Here is a 17,349-nt window from a genome sequence, read left to right as displayed (position 1 = left end):
AGGTCGGTGCCTATCCTTACAAGCCCCCTCCAGAAATGGTCGGGGCTTTTTTTGTGACCATGCTTTTGGAGTAAAGGTGGCCCAAGCTTCGTGTAGAGCTTCATAGTGGCCGGTGGGATCAAAATGGTTAGCAGTATGTGGGGAAGCGATAATTAAAATGTAGACCGTATTAAAAATCTACTGGTAAAAACTTCATGTACTCCTCCAAGGGCATGTGTTTTTCTTTTTTGAAAGGCTCGCAGCGGTTCAGGATATCTTTAATCCTATCTACTTTAAAGTCTCGATATTCATTGCGCAAATGGCACCAAGCAATCAAATGCCACCCGAAAGCATAAAAGATCAGTCCAATAGGTTCTATTTCTCTTTTGCTTACTTCCTCCTTGTTGTTTTTATAGCCAATCACAATGCAATGTTTGGCACTGATTGCGTTTTGTAGCTGGGCCAGATATTCAAAATCATTCTTTAGGCGTTCGGGAAGTTGTAGTTTAATGTTTTGGTTAAGGTTTTCCAGTATCTCTTTTTGATTGCTCTTTAGCACATTCTTCACCTTATCCAGCGCACTGTGGTAATGTTGTTTGATTGATTTATCGGCAAAGCCTTCCAAAAACCGCTCCATCATGAGCAGTGCTCCCGCTTCATCGGTATTAAAGGAAACCGGCGGTAAAAAAATAGCCCTGTACAATATAATAGCCCCTGTTAGGTTCAAAGCTCAGCGGAACACCCTGTTCGGCCAATGCCTTTATATCGCGGTAAACGGTACGCACACTAATTTCAAACCTGTCGGCTATGGTTTCGGCACTTACGTGCTTTTTCGATTGCAATAAAATAAGGATTCCAAAAAGCCGGTCTATTCTGTTCATTACACAAATATAAAGGCCAAAGTTTTGGCTCGCAACCCCTCTTGAACGAATAATTGATGGTATTGTTACAATTTTTTTGATTGTTTGAAGCACTTTCGGTGCGTGTTTTGTGGTTAATGGTAAAATATGGCTATCAAATCAACAGCTCAACCACAAAAACCTTTCTTTACGGCTACCAAAGGAAAAGTTGTTATAGGCTTCCTGTTTGCAGGTTTGGCCCTTCTATTGGCATGGGGGGTGAGCAGGTTTGTATTTGGTGAAATACTGGCCACGGTTGAGAAAATATCGGCCCCTAATGATAAGCTGAGGATTGTGAACAAGCTTTCGCACCAAATTGCTTCTTTGGACCAACTGCAACGTGAGCCCAAAAACAATGTTGTTTTTTTTGCCGCTACCCAAAAGCTTCGCCGCTCTTTAGATACCCTTACCAGCTTGTACACCAATGATCAGGAACAGCTTAAGCGCATTAAAACGTTAAAAGGGCTGCTACGCGACAGGGACAAGCAGTTTTTGCTGTATCTGGAGGTAAAGGAAAACCTGGTAAATACACAATCTTTTTCAGACGAGGTTGAAAAACTGAATGAATTATTTGTACAACGGACCCGAGAAGCAGATAGTGCCGTTTTTACCACTCAAACCTCCACCTCAACAACTACCATAGCCCCGGAGGAAGAGCAAAAATCAAGAGGGTTTTTGGCCAGGCTCTTCGGTAAAAAGAAAGCCGAGGTGTACAAAATCATCAGCGAAGAATACAAGATAAAAAAAGACACCCTAAACCCGCAGGTACAGGATAGCCTGATGCATAGTGTAGCAGCCACCCTCAAGACCATTGAAGCCGAGCAGCAGAAAAAAAGCAACCGCTTCCTGAAAAAGGAGGCCGAGCTGGCCAGTTCCAGCAGCGCCCTTACCAAGCAGATGTTAAATGTGCTGAAGGAGGTTGAGGCCGAAGCACTGATGCAGATTGATCAAAACGGCGAGCAGGCCAAGGGAATTGTTAGCGAAGGTGTGTTTCAAATCAAGGTCATCATTATCGCCTTTTTTCTGATTACCTTGGTTTTGGGCTCGCTCATTTTGGCAGATATTACCAAGAATAACAAATACCGCTTGGCCTTGGAGAAAGCAAAGGAAGAAGCAGAGTATCATGGTAGGGCAAAACAGCGTTTCCTTTCCAATATGAGCCACGAAATTAGAACACCTTTACAGGCCATTTTGGGATATGCAGAATTTATTGCCAAGCAGGAAAACCCCGATAAAAAACATGTAGATGCCATTCATCGGTCGTCGGTTCATTTACTGCAAATTGTAAATGAGGTATTGGATTATAACCGTATCACCTCCGGCGAGTTCAGCTTCCAAAAAGAGGATTTTGATTTAAAGAAATTACTGGATGAAGTGATAGATGCCATGATGCCCCTGGCCGAGAAGAAAGGTATCCGCCTGTTGGCGCAATTTAACCTTGCAGAGCAACATTGGATGAATGGCGACGCTTTTAGATTAAAGCAGGTGCTGTACAATTTGTTGGGCAATGCCATTAAATTTACGTTGAAAGGGCACGTAAAACTGATGGCCGACTGTAAGCCGCACGATGGTAGCCTACACTGCTACTTTACCGTAGAAGATACCGGTATTGGCTTTTCGGAAGAGGAACAGGAAAAGATTTTTAGGGAATTTGAGCAGGGAGCCAACCCGCTAAACCAACAGCTCAACCAAAATGGTACGGGCCTGGGCCTAGCCATTGTAAAAACACTGATAGATGCGCAGGGCGGAAGAATAAACGTTAAAAGCAGGCAGGGAAAGGGCACCTCTTTTGTGGTCTACCTTCAGTTTAAGCCCGCACAAATGCCAGCCGAAGCGGTAAGCTTGGAAAATGAAAACACCCTGGACCATAGCAAAACTGTTTGGATTGTTGACGATGATCAGCTGATTGTGGACTTGTGCCAGCTGATTTTTTCAACACACCAAATCCCTTTCAAGGTTTTTAGTACCGCTGAAGCAGTACTGGCCCAACCCATAGACCAAAACTTGGCCTATGTGCTGTTGGATATGCGCTTAGAAGGGGTAACCGGCATTGAACTGCATGAGCAGCTACGGGAAAAACTGCCCAATGGGATAAAATATTACGCCATTACGGCACAAGTGCTCCCAGATGAGCAACAAGCAGTGCTAGACCAAGGTTTTGAAGGCATTATCATTAAACCTTTTAAGGCCGAGGATTTGCTGGCACTATTTGCATTGCCTGCCGAAATGCCACAAAATGCAGATTTTGACGAAAGCTCGCTGTATAAAATGACGATGGGCGATCACCAGATGATGGCCAGGATTTTGGCTAGCTTTATGCAAGATTGCCATAACGACCAGGCGCTATTGCAACAATCCATTGATGATCAAGATCAAGCGCAGGCAAGGTTGGTGGTGCATCGCCTTGCAGGACGTGTTGCCCAAATTGGCGCTAAGGAACTAGGCAGCAATTTCAGGCAGCTTGAGCAGGATATTGCTGCCGTAAACACTGTTGATAAGCCGTTGAAAGCTAAAATATCGGCATTAATGCAACAGCTTCAATTGCTGTTGGAAACAGTAAAACGGCGTATCCAATCTTTTTCTTAGCCTGAACTTCGGCAAGGCCAACTTCGCCAATCTTTATAAACAGGTTGGTCAATACAACGTGATCTTTTGAGTGGCTTTTGCTTACTGTTATCGGCTTTGCTAACTTTGCGATATGCAAAATCCATCCGTAAAAGCTGTTTTTTTTGATATAGACGGTACACTACTAAGTTTTAAAACGCACCAGGTTTCTGAGTCTACAGAGCGGGCCATTGCGGCACTGCAGGCCCGGGGCATCAAAACCATTTTGTCTACCGGGCGGTCTATCAATAGCATAGATCATATCAGGTATTTAAATTTTGATGGCTTTATCACCTTTAATGGCGGTTACTGTGTAGCACCGCAGGGCGAGGTATTGTTTAAAAAGTGCATTGATGCGGCAGATATCCAAGCTATTTTAAATTATGCCAGGGAAAATCCCCTCAGCTTCTCTTTCATGTCGGAAAAGGAAATCAGTATTCATGATGTAACGCCCGAAATTGCAGGCATGTATGCGCATTTGAATATACCAATACCTCCTTTGATTGATGTGGATAAGGTTGATGTAAATTCGGTGCTGCAAACCAATATATTTTTGGGCCCGGAGCAGGAAGCCGCCTTTATGGCCGCGGTAATGCCCAACTCGGTAGCTTCTAGGTGGACACCGCTGTTTGCCGACGTTAACCCGCTGGGCCAAAGTAAAAAGGTAGGAATTGATGTTTTCTGTAAACATTTGGGGATCAACCTGGCCGAAACCATGGCCTTTGGCGACGGTGGTAACGATATCGAGATGTTGAAACACGTAAAGGTGGGAGTGGCCATGGGCAACGCTAACCCGGAGGTTAAGGCCATTGCTGATTATGTTACCGACGACGTGGACAGCGATGGTATTTGGAACGCATTGAAGCATTTTGGGGTGCTGTAGTGCAGCAGTTTGCCCTTATTTTTGAGTAAACCAAATTGCTGCACTGAACAAAGCCAGCCCCGCTTTCCGTTACAATCTTTTTGTGAACGGCTGGTACTGTCCATTGGTGTCATTTGGAGCTTGCGGGAGAATAAGTATGGCAAGAACGCTTCGGCAGGCTCAGCGTTAGCGGCCAAAAAGTATTTTCACTTCAATCGGGTTTATTGAGCAAAACTTGGAAGTTCTAAAACGGTGAAGCCCGCAATTGCACTATGGGAAGCCCCTAAATAAACAACATGTTAAACCTCCCTGCCCGGTACCGCTGTTTTGGCTCAGGCATTTTTCCCTCGAAGCATTACAGGGGCTAAGCTAAACCTTATTGAAGCGGCAGCTCCAAAGCGAGTTTACGAGCTTTGGACTATAGCGGAAAGAAGGGCTTTCGGGAGATAGGAGTATTGCAGGCGATTTTCGAAAAAAGCAGCACTTAGTCAATTCCGTAGCGTTCCATTTTGGCGTAGAGCGTTTTACGGTCGATGTTAAGTAGTTTGGCCGCTTTGGATTTGTTGTACTTTACCTTGGCCAGGGTTTCGGTAATGAGCGCCCGCTCGTTACTTTCGTTTACGGCTTTCAGGTCAGATGGATTGTCCAGGGGGACTTCTTTGGAAACGGCAATTTTCATCTCGTCGGGCAGGCTATCGGCAGTGGCTACCGTTCCGGCGGTAAGCAGCACCATGCGTTTAATCACGTTTTTGAGCTCGCGTAAGTTGCCGGGCCAGTCGTATTTTAATAACATGGAGCGGGTGTTTTTGTCAATTTCTTTAACGTTCCGGTTCAGCTCCTGGTTGGAGAGTTTCACAAACAGGTCTATAAACAGCTCCAAATCTGCCCCTCTTTCCCTTAGTGGGGGCAATTGTATTTTAAACTCGTTTAAACGATGGTAAAGGTCTTCCCTAAACTCGCCGTTTTTCATGCTGTTGGCCAGGTCGTCGTTGGTGGCGGTAATTACCCTAACATCAACCGGGATTTGCCTGTTGCTGCCAAGGGGCTGTACCACACGTTCCTGTAGGGCACGTAAAAGCTTTACCTGTACCTCGTAGCTAAGGTTGCCAATTTCGTCCAAAAAAATGGTTCCGCCGTCGGCCGCTTCAAATGAACCTTTTTTATCGGCAACTGCTCCGGTAAAAGCCCCTTTAATATGGCCAAATAATTCGCTGGCCGCTAGGTCTTTGGACAATGCGCCGCAATCTATCGCAATAAAAGGTTTGTTTTTGCGCTTGCTTTGTAGGTGTAAGGTTCTGGCGGCAAACTCTTTTCCGGTACCGCTTTCACCTTGTATAATTACCGACATATCGGTGTTTGCCACCAAATCAATATGTTGGTAAAGCCTGTTGGCTACCTCACTTTTACCTCTAATAAAGTTGTCGGCCGAAGTAGGCTTGGGCAGCTCCTTTTTTTGGAGTGCATTGCTGATGACCATCAATAGCTCATCAGGGTTAATGGGCTTGGTAATGTAATCTGCCGCTCCCAGTTGGATAGATTTTACCGCCGTGCGCACATCATTAAAGGATGTCATGATGATGGCGGGCACGGTAAGCCCAGTTTCACGTCGGTGGTTCAGTACGTCAATGCCGGTTCCATCGGGCAGGCGGTAGTCAATCAATAAAAGCTGGAAGCGTTCGTGTGCAAGGAGTTTTAGTGCCTTGGCTACATTGTTAACGGTAGTAACCTGATAATTGTTCTTGCTTAAAAAGCCTTCTATAATTTGTGCAAAGGTGCTGTCGTCTTCAATGATTAAAACTGCTGCCATACACAAAAATAAGAAAAGCCAGCATAAATCTGGCTTTTCGGTTTAGTTTTAACGATGTGTTTTAAGCTTATTCTACTGGTTTACCTTCAGCATCGAATTTTAGTGAAGCAGTTTCTTCTTCTTTCTTCACGTCAACCTGGAAGTATGACTTGCTGCCATCTTTTACGCTGAAAGCAGCTGTTGGTGTCCATGCTTTATAGGGGTCTGTTTGTAGAACAGTTTTAATGGCTTCTGGTAATTCTTCTAACTTAATAGGTGTTTTAACAACACTGTCTTGTACGCTAACAACTTCAACTTTGTTAACTGATGCTTGGGCTTGAACTGCGGTAAATCCCGCGAATGCTACGATAGCTGCTACAAATAACTTTTTCATAATATTAAATTTTATAGTTTTTACAATTTTTCAATTACACTAACTTCTGATACATAATGATGCCATAGGGTGTGCCAAAAAATAAGTTACTGTAAATGAATTACTTGTATTTTTTTATGACAAGGGCATAGTGTGGAATTTATCCACAAGCTGTGGGCAAAAGCAGCAAAAAAGTTTTTAATTTGAGTGTTAAATCTTATTCCCTTTAATTTGTAGCATGCAAAGATACTTATCAGCAAACTGGATTTATCCCATAACAAGCCAGCCCATAGCCAATGGTGTACTGGAGGTTTCGGCAGCGGGCGAAATTTTGAAGATATTCACCCAGGAGGAGGCGGAGGCAAAAAGCATTGGGCATGTAGAGAAATTTGAAGGGGTATTGGTGCCGGGCTTCGTTAATACGCACTGCCATTTGGAGCTTTCGCACTTATTTGGTAAAATTCCGGAGCAAACAGGCCTGTCGGCATTTGTTCGGGAAATTGTGGCCCAACGTGCCGCTGCCGACGAAGTAGTGATTGCCGCAATGCAACAAGCTGATAAGCAGATGTATGAAAATGGCATTGTGGCCGTGGGCGATATTTCAAACGTACTGCTGTCCAAAGTAGTGAAACAGAATAGCCCACTCTACTATCATACTTTTGTGGAAGTGTTTGGGTTTAACCACCCTTCGCAGCCAATTATGGAGGAGGCCGTAAAGATCAGGGACACGTATTGGCCCCTTAATGCCTCGGTAGTGCCCCATGCGCCGTATTCAGTCTCTACGGAGCTTTTCCAGTTAATCGAAAAAAATACCAGGCCGCAAGATATTTTAAGTATCCACAATCAGGAAACGGCAGCTGAAAACGAATTTTTCGAAAAGGGTACTGGTGATTTCGAACTTACCTACCAGCGGTTGGGCATACCAAAATCGCAGGCACACGGCACCGGCGAAAACGCTATCCGTTATCATTTGCCGCAAATGCCGCCTAACCGTACGCTGCTGGTGCACAATACCTTTACCAGCAAAGCCGATGTTGATTTTGCTTTGGCACAACATAAAGATTTGTATTGGTGCCTTTGTCCTAATGCTAATGTGTATATAGAAGATAACCTGCCCGAAGTTACGCTGTTCATGCAACCACAGGTAAAGGTTACTTTGGGGACCGATAGTTTGGCCAGCAACCATCAATTGTCTATCTTGGCAGAAATGCAGACTTTACAGCAACGTAAACGCATTGCTTTTGAGGAACTGTTAGCTTGGGGAACCATAAACGGAGCAATGTTTTTGGGGGTGGAAAGTCAGTTTGGAAGTTTTGAGGTGGGAAAAAAGCCCGGGGTGAATTTGGTTGACCTTTCGGAAACAAAAATCATCAAATCTAACCATGTAAAACGATTGATCTAATGGCTAATGCAATCAACTCCTTATTTGGCATCCAATATCCAATTATACAAGCCGGAATGGTTTGGTGTAGTGGCTGGCGCTTGGCTGCCGCGGTTTCCAATGCAGGTGGCTTGGGAATTATTGGTGCCGGTTCTATGTACCCACATGTTTTAAGGGAGCATATTCAAAAATGCAAACAGGCCACCAACAGGCCCTTTGCTGTAAATGTGCCTTTGCTTTATCCCAATATTCAGGAAATTATGGATATTTTGTTGGAAGAAGAAGTAAAGATTGTTTTTACCTCGGCGGGCAATCCTGCAACCTGGACCAGCTTCCTTAAAGAAAAAGGGATGATCGTAGTGCACGTTATTGCCAATACCAAATTTGCGCTTAAAGCCCAACAAAGTGGTGCTGATGCCGTTGTTGCGGAAGGTTTTGAAGCCGGGGGGCATAACGGAAGGGAGGAAACAACCACTTTGTGTTTAATACCAATGATTAAGCAGGCGGTAAATATTCCGGTAATTGCTGCGGGAGGTATAGGCAGTGGTAAAGCTATGTTGGCTGCTTTTGCATTGGGCGCCGACGGAGTGCAGGTCGGTTCGGCCTTTGCCGTGGCGGAGGAATCTTCGGCCCATACAAACTTTAAGGAAAAGATTATTGCTTCTGCAGAAGGTGATACCAAATTAAGACTAAAGAAACTGGTGCCCGTACGGTTGCTTCAAAACGAGTTTTCTGATGCCGTGGCACAGGCCGAAGCTAACGGAGCTGGCACGGCCGAACTGGCTGAATTACTGGGCAGGGCAAGGGCAAAGCTTGGGATGTTTGAAGGTAATATGGATGAAGGCGAATTGGAAATCGGTCAGGTATCGGCCATGCTTAATGAAATAAAACCTGCCGCTACAATTCTTAATGAAATTTGGGCGGAGTTTTTGGTGGAGAGGGAAAGAATTAATGGCCTGGAGTTTTAACTTGCCATTTTAGTTTTTTTAACGTTAAGTGATTAAGTAACAATATTTTTTTTGCCAATACTCGATTTATTTACCGCCTTAAACATTTAAGAGCACCTGAGGGATTTGCCTAAAATGAACTTAGATGATTTAAAATATTGGACTTAGTTTAATTACCTTAATTTCTTAATGGTTTGTTTTTACCTTTGTGGTCAATTAGGTTTCGGGCAGCCTTAATACCCGGCACCGATATCTCAATACAGAAATGAAGCACATCAATATAAAAGTAATTGGTAAAGTACAGGGCGTGTTTTTTAGAGCAAGCACCAAAGCTGTTGCCGACCAAATGGGCGTAAAAGGGAAAGTGAAAAATGAAAAAGACGGATCGGTACTCATCGAAGCGGAGGCTGATGATGTCATTTTGGCTATGTTTGTAGAATGGTGCCACAAAGGCCCCGAAAAATCCGTAGTGGAGCAAGTATTGGTAGAAGATGGGCCAATGCAGCATTACACCAATTTTGTGGTTATTAAAAAGAACCTGTTGTGGTAGGGTTAATTTACGGAGATAGAAAATATTTAGCAATCAACAATATAAACCTCGATTTTGGAAATTCGTAGATCTAAAATCGTAAATCTAAGATCAACTTGTCTGCACTAAAAAAATTTGTTGGCCAAACAGCCATATATGGCGTTACAACGGTGCTGTCGCGCTTGCTGAATTTTATTCTTACCCCAATATATACCAGGGTTTACCCTGCAGGGGTTTACGGTATTTTCACCAATATGTACGCCAATGCTTCCATCATCAACGCAATTTTGGCTTTTGGCATGGAAAGCACCTTTTTCCGCTACCTCAATAAACACGAAGACAAAAAGCAGGAAGTGTACAATAACACCTTTTTGTGCGTGGCCTTTATGGGCATATTGTTCCTGATCACTGGCCTTACTTTTAATACACAAATAGCACAATATTTTGCCGCCAATGCAACCGAAATAGCCGACTATAAATGGTATGTAAAGTTTTTCGTTTGGATACTGTTTATTGACGCCATCTGCGTGATTCCATTTGCAAAAATACGGGCCGACGAAAAACCCATCCGGTATAGTACAGCCAAATTCTTAAACATCGGTTTGTTTGTGGGGCTCAATCTGGTATTTATCTTGCTTATTCCCACCATCATCAAACAGCAATGGGTGGGCGCCGAGTGGCTGGCGTCATGGTATCGCAAGCAGTGGGTTGGCTATGTGTTTATTTCCAATTTGGTGGCAAGCGGCGCTACTTTGCTATTTCTTTTGCCCGAGTTTTTAAAACTTCAGCTTCGGTTTGATAGTGCTTTGTTGCGCAATATGTTTGGCTATAGCTGGCCAATTTTGGTGGCTAACCTATCCTTCATCATTAATGAGAACTTGGATAAGATTGTGCTTAAGAAACTGCTGCCCCCAGAAATAGCCGATGGCCAGGTAGGCATATACGGCGCTGTTTGTAAAATTGCCATTTTCCTGAGCATTTTTAACACGGCGTTTCGTTTGGGCGCTGAGCCGTTCTTCTTCAGCTTTGCCAAAAACAAAAACGCAAAACAAACCTATGCCACCATTCTGCATTACTTCGTGATTGCACTGGTGGTCATTTTTATCGGCCTGGTGGCCAATATCGAAATCCTGAAATATTTCATCAGTAGAGACCAAGCGCACCTTGCAGATTACTGGGCAGGATTACCGGCAGTTCCCTATTTGTTGTTGGGCTATGTTTGCTTAGGTATTTATATGAACCTGTCTATTTGGTATCGCCTTTCTGACCAAACCCGTTTTGGCCTTTACATTTCGGTATTGGGCGCAATAATTACCATTGTGCTCAATTTGGTGCTTATTCCAAAGCATGGCTATATGGGCTCAGCTTGGGTTAGCATGATTGCCTATTTCGTGATGATGGTTGTTTCTTACGTGCTGGGCCAAAAATATTATCCAATTCCCTATAACCTAAAGCGAATTGCCTTATATTTCATTTCGGCAACCATAATTGTTTTGATGTCGTTTTTTGTGTTTAACCGAAACATATTTATCGGTAATGGCTTGTTGGTTTTATTTTTGGGAGCCGTATATTTCTTAGAAAAGAACGAGCTCAAGAGCTTTTTCAAAAAAGCTGGGGTAAAAACAGAAAACCGATAACCGATAACATCTCGCTGCATTAGCCTTAAACCTAAATATTAACAGCTGTACACTAAATACTGATCATGGAAATAAAAATCATCAATAAATCAGCTCATCCATTGCCAGCCTATGAAACCGCACACGCTGCGGGGATGGATTTGAGGGCGTCGTTAACAGAAGAAATCATAATTAAACCTTTACAGCGTTCTTTAATTCCAACGGGTTTGTATATGGAGCTTCCCGTAGGATATGAGGCACAAATTAGGCCCCGGAGCGGATTAGCGTACAAACACGGCATAACCGTGCTCAATTCGCCCGGAACTATTGATGCTGATTACCGTGGTGAAATAAAAGTATTGTTGGTAAATTTGTCTGATACCGAATTTAAGGTGGCCAATGGCGAGCGCATTGCCCAAATGGTAGTGGCCAGGCACGAAGCCGCAGTTTGGCAGTTAACCCACGAACTGAGCGCAACCGATAGAGGCGAAGGGGGTTACGGACACACAGGAAGATAATAAAGGATGAAGAGATTTCTTTTGATAGCATTGATGACCGCCGGCTGCGGTATAACCATGGCACAGCAAAATACAATTGCCGTAAAAGACAGCAATGCAATAAAAGAACTTTTTTTTGCGGGCCTAAAGGATAAGCTGAACGATAATTATGTTGGTGCCAGCAACAACTTTTCCAAAGTATTGGTGATTGATCCTAATCATGATGCAGCCCATTTTGAGCTGGCCAATATGCAAATCCGCCAAAATAAATTATTGGAAGCTGAAGTATCCATTAAAAAAGCACTTGCCGCACAGCCCAATAATATTTGGTACCTGAAACTGCAAACAGAAGTGTACAAGCGTAACGGCAATATGGATGCGCTGGTACAAACTTTCGATAAACTGATACAGCTGGATCCGGAAACCGAAAGTTTCTATTTCGACCGGGCCAATGCGCTGTTTATTGCGGGAAAAATAAACGAATCCGAGCATGCTTATGACCAGCTGGAGCAGAAATTTGGCGTGTCCAAAGCCTCTACGGCTGCAAAGCAACGCTTTAAAACTCAGGCAAGGGCCAGTAGTGATTTCAATAAGCTCATTAAGGACAATCCCGATGACATTAAAAATTACCTAGACCTAAGCGGCATGCTGCTGGATAAGAACCAAAACAACGAAGCCTTGGCTACTTTATTAAAAGCCAAATCCATTGCTCCTGGTCATTACGAAGTGAATTTGGCCTTGGCCGATGTTTATCACTCCCTGAAAAAAACCGATGAAGCTTTGGCCGCCCTTAAAGAGGCTTTTGAAAGTACAGAAATGCCCCTGCCCGCCAAGATGAAAATTTTGAGCCAGATGCTGCCCCGCTTTAACAATCCGCAAGTGGCTAAAAGTGCGGCTCAACTTGGGGCCATCACTTTGGAAAACCACAAGGACGATCCAAAAGTAAAGGTACTGTATGGCGATATTCTTTACCAGCAAGGGAATTTACAGGGCGCAAAGGAGCAATATACGGGCGCCGTAAAAATTTCGGAACAGCTTTACATTGCATGGGAAAAATTGCTTGGCGTACAAACGCTGATGGGCAATTACGAAGAAGCTATCAAAACGGGAGAGGATGCATTATCCATATATCCAAATCAGGCGATATTGTATTATTACCGTGCCTTTGCCCTACACCGTAACGGACAGAATGCGGAGGCTGGTTTCGAACTCAAAAATGCCTTGCAATTAGAGCCGGAGGATGCAAATTTGAAGGCCATGATTTTATCTTTACAGGCCGAAGTATTGATAGATCAGGGCAAATTAAAAGAAGCCGATGCCGCATTTGACAAGGCTGTGGCTTTGGCCCCCAATAATTATCTCACTTTAAGCAACTATGCTTATTATCTCGCCCTGCGCAACCATGATTTGCCAAAGGCAGAGAAACTGGCTTCAAAAGCAGCCTTGGCCATGCCGCAAAATTCGTCTATTTTAGATACATACGCAATGGTGTTGTTCAAACTTAATAAGCTTGACGATGCCTTGAAATACATAGAAAAAGCTTTGCAAAACAACGATAGTGGAAATCCCGTTTATTTGGAACACTACGGCGATATCTTGTTTTTGAAAGGGGATAAAGAAAATGCACTTACGCAATGGCAAAAGGCAAGATCTGCCGGAAACCAGTCGGAGAAGTTAAACAAAAAGATCAATGAGAAAAAATATATTAAATAGCGGTTTTTTAATTGCCTGTGTAGTTTTGGCCGTAGGTTGTGCGCCAAAAAAGGAAATTATTAAAGCCCCGCCAGCCGTAGAAACCGCACCAGTAACGGACAAAAAATCTGAAAACCTTGCCACGCTGTTAAGCAAAGAACTTCCATACAGTACCTTATCGTTAAAAGGCAAGGCCGAGTTGGATATCAATGGTGATGCCAATAATGTAACACTCAATATCCGCATCAAAAAGGACGAAGTGATTTGGTTTAATGTAACCGCCCTTGGCGGGACAATTGAGGCGGCACGCGGGATCATTACCCCTGATAGCCTGTGGCTAATGAACAGGTTTCAGAAAACCATTTTAAGAAAGCCATTGTCGTATATCCACGATTATACCAACCAGCAGGTGAATTTTGGCTGGCTACAGGCCATTATTGTAGGCAACACCATTCCTGAGTTTATGACAGAAAAATCAGATTTGAAGCAAGAGAACGGCGTATGGATTTTAAGCGGAACAGCGCAGGGCCTGGCCTATCGTACGCTATTCAATACCTTGCTAAAAGCCGCCGAGCTTAATTTGAACGATGCGCAAGCGGCACAGGCACTCAAGGTAGTGTATGATAAGTACACGCCCGTAAACAAAGGTTTGTTCCCTTCTAATTTGAAAATAACGTCGGCCGTGGGCAATAAAAAAATAAGTGTGGCCGTTGAATTTACAAAAATCGATGCCAATGTGCCTGTAGAATTCCCTTTTACAGTTCCAAAGACTTTTCAACTAATCCATTAATATTTTTTATACTTTTGGTTAATGAAGTTAAATAAAGCCCTACTTTTAGTTGTATCCCTATGTTTTTGTGCAAATGCTTTTGCGCAATCTAGCAAGGAGCTGAAACGTAAAAAAGAAGCCTTACAAAGAGATATTGAACTTGCCCAGCGGAACCTAAACAAAGCATCGAGCGGTAAAAAACTAACGCTTGGCCAAATCAACGCCATCAAAGCACAAATCAGGCTGCGCCAGGAAAAAATCTCTACGATCAACTCAGAGATGAAAACCCTTGACCAGCAAATTTCGGAAAACACCAATAAGGTGTACAACTTGAAGGGGCGTTTGGCTGATTTGAAAAAGGAGTACGCGGCGATGATTCGCTTTGCACAACGCAACAAAAATGCCTACGATAAAATGATGTTTATTTTTGCGGCAAAAGATTTTAACCAAGCCTATAAGCGCATTAAATATTTACAGCAATTTGGCCAATACCGCAAAAAACAGGCAGCCTACATCCAAGGTACCGAAAAGCAGTTGAGCAATCAGATTGTAGTGCTGGACAAAAACCTAAAGAGTAAGGGTAGTTTGTTAAAAGAAGAACAAACGGAAAAAAGCAAACTAGATAAAAACAGAAGCGAGCAAACGGTTGTACTAAATAAGTTGAGTAGGCAGGAGAAACAGTTCCAGCAGGACATCAAAAAGAAACGACAACAACAGGCAGCAGTGGATCGAGAGATTAGGGCAGCTATTGCCAGGGAGATTGCCGCAGCAAAGAAAAAAGCGGAGGAAGAAGAACGTGAACGCGAAAGGATTGCCGCCGCCAAAGCCAAAGCCGAAAACAGGCCTGCGCCAACAACCACCGCAGCTAAACCTAAAACAACTAGCGAAGCTTTAAGGGCAACACCAGAAGCAGCAAAGCTTTCTGATGCTTTTGAAGCTAATAGGGGAAGTTTGCCTTCGCCTGTATCTAACGGGTACATTACCAGCAGATTTGGGGCCTATAAGGTTGATCAGGCCTCGGCAAAAAATGATGGTGTTACTTTCCAAACAAGTGAAGGAGCGGCTGTTAGAGCGGTTTTTAATGGAAAGGTAACCAGGGTAACCAATATTATGGGGCGTTGGGTGATCATTGTTAGGCATGGCGAGTATTTTACCATTTACACCAACTTAAAAAGTGTTTCCGTATCCCAGGGAGAAAGCGTTAGCACTAAACAAAACATTGGTGTTGCTGGCGAATCGGATGGCGTTCCCGAAATTGAATTCCAAATCCACCGAGGTACTACGGCACAAGATCCCGCAGCCTGGCTGGCCAGATAATGTGTTTTTTTGCTTAAATAAACGCTATATTTGTATAAAATCGTTTTTAAAATGTACAACACGCCATTATTAGAGTTTTTGAATATGGGAGGGGGCGAGATTATGCTCATCGTAATTGCCATACTTTTGTTATTTGGAGGTAAAAAATTGCCCGAATTAGCAAGAGGACTGGGCAAGGGGATTAGAGAATTCAAAGATGCATCAGAAGGAGTTAAAAGAGAAATCCATCGCAATATCAATGCGGTTGACATCGATGAAGAAGATCGGAAGGCCGAGGAAAACCGTAGCTATAGAGCACCTGAAGAAGACCATTCGCACTCTATCCATGAAGAAACTGCGGTAGCCGAAAACGAAACTGAAGTTAGGCCTGTAGATCGTGTAGAAGAAAATAAGGAGCCAAAAAGTTCCGTTTAAAAAATTGAATATATAAAACCACAGTCATGTTACAAACACCAATGCTAGCTGCGCTAGGCACAATGGAAATCGTTTTAATTATTGTAGCTCTTTTATTGCTTTTTGGAGGTAAAAAAATTCCAGAATTAATGAGAGGCTTAGGTAGAGGCGTAAAAGAATTTAAAGATGGTAAAGATGGTGTAGATGGCCAAGGCGACAACAACCCCAACAAACCTCAATAATTTCAGTTTACAACGCTTTTAAATTTAGATTTTGAAGAAATACACCTCTCTTACAGAGATACAAGGAAAACTCGCGCAAAAGCAACTAACTTTAAAAGAACTCCTTGCTTATTATTTTGAGCAAATAGAAAAGCATCAACACCTCAATGCATTTAATGAGGTGTTTTTTGATTCTGCTAACAAACAGGCTGCGCTGGTCCAACAGAAGTTGTCGCAAGGCACTGCGGGAAAACTGGCCGGAATGGTTATCGGCATTAAGGATAACATCTGTTACCAAGATCATCAGGTTACTGCTTCATCCAAAATGCTCGATGGTTTTGTTGCTCCATACTCGGCTACCGTGGTTGAACGCCTTTTGGCCGAAGATGCCATTATCATCGGACGGTTAAACTGCGATGAATTTGCCATGGGTGGCTCCAATGAAACCTCCTACTTCGGTACGGTAAAAAATGCCGCAGACGAAGAACGTGTTGCGGGCGGTTCATCAGGTGGTTCTGCAGTGGCAGTACAAGCAGACATGTGTTTGGCAGCATTGGGAACTGATACAGGAGGCTCTGTCCGTCAGCCAGCAGCATTTTGTGGCAATATAGGCTTCAAACCAACTTACGGGCGTATTTCCCGTTACGGTGTAATTGCCTACGCATCCTCTTTTGACCAAGTGGGTACTTTAACGGCTTCGGTTTCTGATGCGGCTTTGCTATTGGAAGTTTTGGCTGGAGCCGATGAAAATGATAGCACCGTTTCTACTTTGCCCGTGCCTCAATATTCACAAAACTTATCCTTTAACACCCAGAAGAAAATAGCCGTTTTAAAGGAAACGTTAGATAGTGACGCTTTAGATCCTGAAACAAAAACAGCTATTACTGCCGCCATTGAGAAGTTCAAAGCCGAAGGACATGAGGTAACCGAAGTGTCTTTTGACTTGTTGGATTACCTAGTGCCTACCTATTACATTTTAACCACTGCCGAGGCTTCTTCCAACCTCTCCCGTTATGATGGCGTGCATTATGGCTACCGCAATACCCAGGCCCAAAGCCTAAACCAACTTTACAAAAGTTCAAGGGCCGAAGGTTTTGGCGAGGAAGTAAAACGTAGGATTTTATTGGGCACCTTTGTGCTGAGCGCAGGTTACTACGACGCTTATTATCAGAAAGCACAAAAGGTTCGTAGGCTAATCCGCGAAAAAATAGAAGCATTACTGCAAACTCATGAGGTACTGGTGAGCCCTGTGGCCCCAACTCCAGCATTTAAGATAGGCGAAAATGTACAGGATCCCTTGGTGATGTACATGGCCGATATTTATACCGTACTGGCCTCTTTGGCGGGAATACCTGCAATTGCATTGCCTCTGGGCAATAACAGCGAAGGTTTGCCGTTAAGTATCCAGTTAATGGGAAACCATTTTAACGAACAAGCTTTGCTTTCATTGTCACACCGTTTTTTAGAAAAGGGATAAATTAACC

At 43.5% G+C, this 17,349-nt stretch carries 17 protein-coding genes; 13 read left to right on the top strand and 4 right to left on the bottom strand.

Annotated features, from left to right (window positions below):
* Positions 1 to 169 precede the first annotated feature (169 nt).
* Entirely contained in the window at positions 170 to 682 is a 513-nt protein-coding gene (locus tag DUT71_RS18635; protein ID WP_240186987.1) for a helix-turn-helix transcriptional regulator, read from the bottom strand.
* Positions 645 to 860 carry a helix-turn-helix transcriptional regulator gene (locus DUT71_RS20505; protein WP_240186986.1) on the bottom strand — a complete coding sequence of 72 codons (216 nt, stop codon included), beginning with the start codon at positions 858 to 860 and terminating at the stop codon, positions 645 to 647. The genes DUT71_RS18635 and DUT71_RS20505 overlap by 38 nt, the downstream gene beginning before the upstream one ends.
* A gap of 126 nt (positions 861 to 986) precedes the next feature.
* On the opposite strand from DUT71_RS20505, the gene DUT71_RS18630 reads away from it, so the two are divergent.
* Positions 987 to 3,464 carry an ATP-binding protein gene (locus DUT71_RS18630; protein ID WP_113664063.1) on the top strand — a complete coding sequence of 826 codons (2,478 nt, stop codon included), beginning with the start codon at positions 987 to 989 and terminating at the stop codon, positions 3,462 to 3,464.
* 112 nt (positions 3,465 to 3,576) lie between these two features.
* Positions 3,577 to 4,365: a Cof-type HAD-IIB family hydrolase gene (locus DUT71_RS18625; protein WP_113664062.1), complete on the top strand. Its 789-nt coding sequence runs from the start codon at positions 3,577 to 3,579 to the stop codon at positions 4,363 to 4,365.
* Positions 4,366 to 4,828: 463 nt separating this feature from the next.
* On the opposite strand, the gene DUT71_RS18620 is transcribed toward DUT71_RS18625, so the two are convergent.
* Positions 4,829 to 6,151 carry a sigma-54-dependent transcriptional regulator gene (locus DUT71_RS18620; protein WP_113664061.1) on the bottom strand — a complete coding sequence of 441 codons (1,323 nt, stop codon included), beginning with the start codon at positions 6,149 to 6,151 and terminating at the stop codon, positions 4,829 to 4,831.
* 67 nt (positions 6,152 to 6,218) lie between these two features.
* On the bottom strand, positions 6,219 to 6,524 hold the full coding sequence (locus DUT71_RS18615; RefSeq protein WP_113664060.1) for a hypothetical protein: 306 nt from the start codon (positions 6,522 to 6,524) through the stop codon (positions 6,219 to 6,221).
* Positions 6,525 to 6,741: 217 nt separating this feature from the next.
* On the opposite strand from DUT71_RS18615, the gene DUT71_RS18610 reads away from it, so the two are divergent.
* The 11 genes from DUT71_RS18610 to gatA all read left to right on the top strand — a co-directional run bounded on the left by DUT71_RS18610 (position 6,742) and on the right by gatA (position 17,342).
* Complete coding sequence (locus tag DUT71_RS18610; RefSeq protein WP_113664059.1) at positions 6,742 to 7,905, top strand: amidohydrolase family protein; 1,164 nt, start codon at positions 6,742 to 6,744, stop codon at positions 7,903 to 7,905.
* Positions 7,905 to 8,852, top strand: a complete 948-nt coding sequence (locus tag DUT71_RS18605; RefSeq protein WP_113664058.1) for an NAD(P)H-dependent flavin oxidoreductase — start codon at positions 7,905 to 7,907, stop codon at positions 8,850 to 8,852. Before DUT71_RS18610 ends, DUT71_RS18605 begins: the two co-directional genes overlap by 1 nt.
* 244 nt (positions 8,853 to 9,096) lie before the next feature.
* The gene (locus DUT71_RS18600; RefSeq protein ID WP_113664057.1) at positions 9,097 to 9,381 is read left to right on the top strand and encodes an acylphosphatase; all 285 of its coding nucleotides are present in this window, start codon (positions 9,097 to 9,099) and stop codon (positions 9,379 to 9,381) included.
* 95 nt (positions 9,382 to 9,476) lie between these two features.
* Positions 9,477 to 10,997 carry an MATE family efflux transporter gene (locus DUT71_RS18595; protein ID WP_113664056.1) on the top strand — a complete coding sequence of 507 codons (1,521 nt, stop codon included), beginning with the start codon at positions 9,477 to 9,479 and terminating at the stop codon, positions 10,995 to 10,997.
* 65 nt (positions 10,998 to 11,062) lie between these two features.
* Positions 11,063 to 11,494, top strand: a complete 432-nt coding sequence (dut, locus tag DUT71_RS18590) for a dUTP diphosphatase (RefSeq protein WP_113664055.1) — start codon at positions 11,063 to 11,065, stop codon at positions 11,492 to 11,494.
* Between the two features lie 6 nt (positions 11,495 to 11,500).
* Positions 11,501 to 13,186 carry a tetratricopeptide repeat protein gene (locus tag DUT71_RS18585; RefSeq protein ID WP_113664054.1) on the top strand — a complete coding sequence of 562 codons (1,686 nt, stop codon included), beginning with the start codon at positions 11,501 to 11,503 and terminating at the stop codon, positions 13,184 to 13,186.
* Positions 13,164 to 13,955, top strand: coding sequence for a DUF4292 domain-containing protein (locus DUT71_RS18580; RefSeq protein ID WP_113664053.1), 792 nt, complete (start codon positions 13,164 to 13,166; stop codon positions 13,953 to 13,955). Before DUT71_RS18585 ends, DUT71_RS18580 begins: the two co-directional genes overlap by 23 nt.
* Before the next feature lie 21 nt (positions 13,956 to 13,976).
* The gene (locus DUT71_RS18575) at positions 13,977 to 15,251 is read left to right on the top strand and encodes a murein hydrolase activator EnvC family protein (RefSeq protein WP_113664052.1); all 1,275 of its coding nucleotides are present in this window, start codon (positions 13,977 to 13,979) and stop codon (positions 15,249 to 15,251) included.
* Between the two features lie 51 nt (positions 15,252 to 15,302).
* Positions 15,303 to 15,665, top strand: coding sequence for a Sec-independent protein translocase subunit TatA/TatB (locus DUT71_RS18570; RefSeq protein ID WP_113664051.1), 363 nt, complete (start codon positions 15,303 to 15,305; stop codon positions 15,663 to 15,665).
* A gap of 26 nt (positions 15,666 to 15,691) precedes the next feature.
* Entirely contained in the window at positions 15,692 to 15,886 is a 195-nt protein-coding gene (locus tag DUT71_RS18565; RefSeq protein WP_113664050.1) for a Sec-independent protein translocase subunit TatA/TatB, read from the top strand.
* A 31-nt stretch (positions 15,887 to 15,917) separates the two neighbouring features.
* Positions 15,918 to 17,342, top strand: coding sequence for an Asp-tRNA(Asn)/Glu-tRNA(Gln) amidotransferase subunit GatA (gene gatA, locus DUT71_RS18560; protein WP_113664049.1), 1,425 nt, complete (start codon positions 15,918 to 15,920; stop codon positions 17,340 to 17,342).
* The last annotated feature ends 7 nt before the right edge of the window (positions 17,343 to 17,349 follow it).

Origin of the sequence: Pedobacter nanyangensis (assembly GCF_003313505.1) — a bacterium.
GTDB classification, from domain to species: domain Bacteria; phylum Bacteroidota; class Bacteroidia; order Sphingobacteriales; family Sphingobacteriaceae; genus Pedobacter; species Pedobacter nanyangensis.
This window is presented reverse-complemented; position numbering and strand designations above follow the sequence as displayed.

Bases quoted from the DNA above. Each gene is read 5' to 3' on its own strand.
- DUT71_RS20505 (WP_240186986.1), bottom strand. From the start codon at position 860: ATGAACAGAATAGACCGGCTTTTTGGAATCCTTATTTTATTGCAATCG.
- DUT71_RS18630 (WP_113664063.1), top strand. From the start codon at position 987: ATGGCTATCAAATCAACAGCTCAACCACAAAAACCTTTCTTTACGGCT.
- DUT71_RS18625 (WP_113664062.1), top strand. From the start codon at position 3,577: ATGCAAAATCCATCCGTAAAAGCTGTTTTTTTTGATATAGACGGTACA.
- DUT71_RS18620 (WP_113664061.1), bottom strand. From the start codon at position 6,151: ATGGCAGCAGTTTTAATCATTGAAGACGACAGCACCTTTGCACAAATT.
- DUT71_RS18615 (WP_113664060.1), bottom strand. From the start codon at position 6,524: ATGAAAAAGTTATTTGTAGCAGCTATCGTAGCATTCGCGGGATTTACC.
- DUT71_RS18610 (WP_113664059.1), top strand. From the start codon at position 6,742: ATGCAAAGATACTTATCAGCAAACTGGATTTATCCCATAACAAGCCAG.
- DUT71_RS18605 (WP_113664058.1), top strand. From the start codon at position 7,905: ATGGCTAATGCAATCAACTCCTTATTTGGCATCCAATATCCAATTATA.
- DUT71_RS18600 (WP_113664057.1), top strand. From the start codon at position 9,097: ATGAAGCACATCAATATAAAAGTAATTGGTAAAGTACAGGGCGTGTTT.
- dut (WP_113664055.1), top strand. From the start codon at position 11,063: ATGGAAATAAAAATCATCAATAAATCAGCTCATCCATTGCCAGCCTAT.
- DUT71_RS18585 (WP_113664054.1), top strand. From the start codon at position 11,501: ATGAAGAGATTTCTTTTGATAGCATTGATGACCGCCGGCTGCGGTATA.
- DUT71_RS18580 (WP_113664053.1), top strand. From the start codon at position 13,164: ATGAGAAAAAATATATTAAATAGCGGTTTTTTAATTGCCTGTGTAGTT.
- DUT71_RS18575 (WP_113664052.1), top strand. From the start codon at position 13,977: ATGAAGTTAAATAAAGCCCTACTTTTAGTTGTATCCCTATGTTTTTGT.
- DUT71_RS18570 (WP_113664051.1), top strand. From the start codon at position 15,303: ATGTACAACACGCCATTATTAGAGTTTTTGAATATGGGAGGGGGCGAG.
- DUT71_RS18565 (WP_113664050.1), top strand. From the start codon at position 15,692: ATGTTACAAACACCAATGCTAGCTGCGCTAGGCACAATGGAAATCGTT.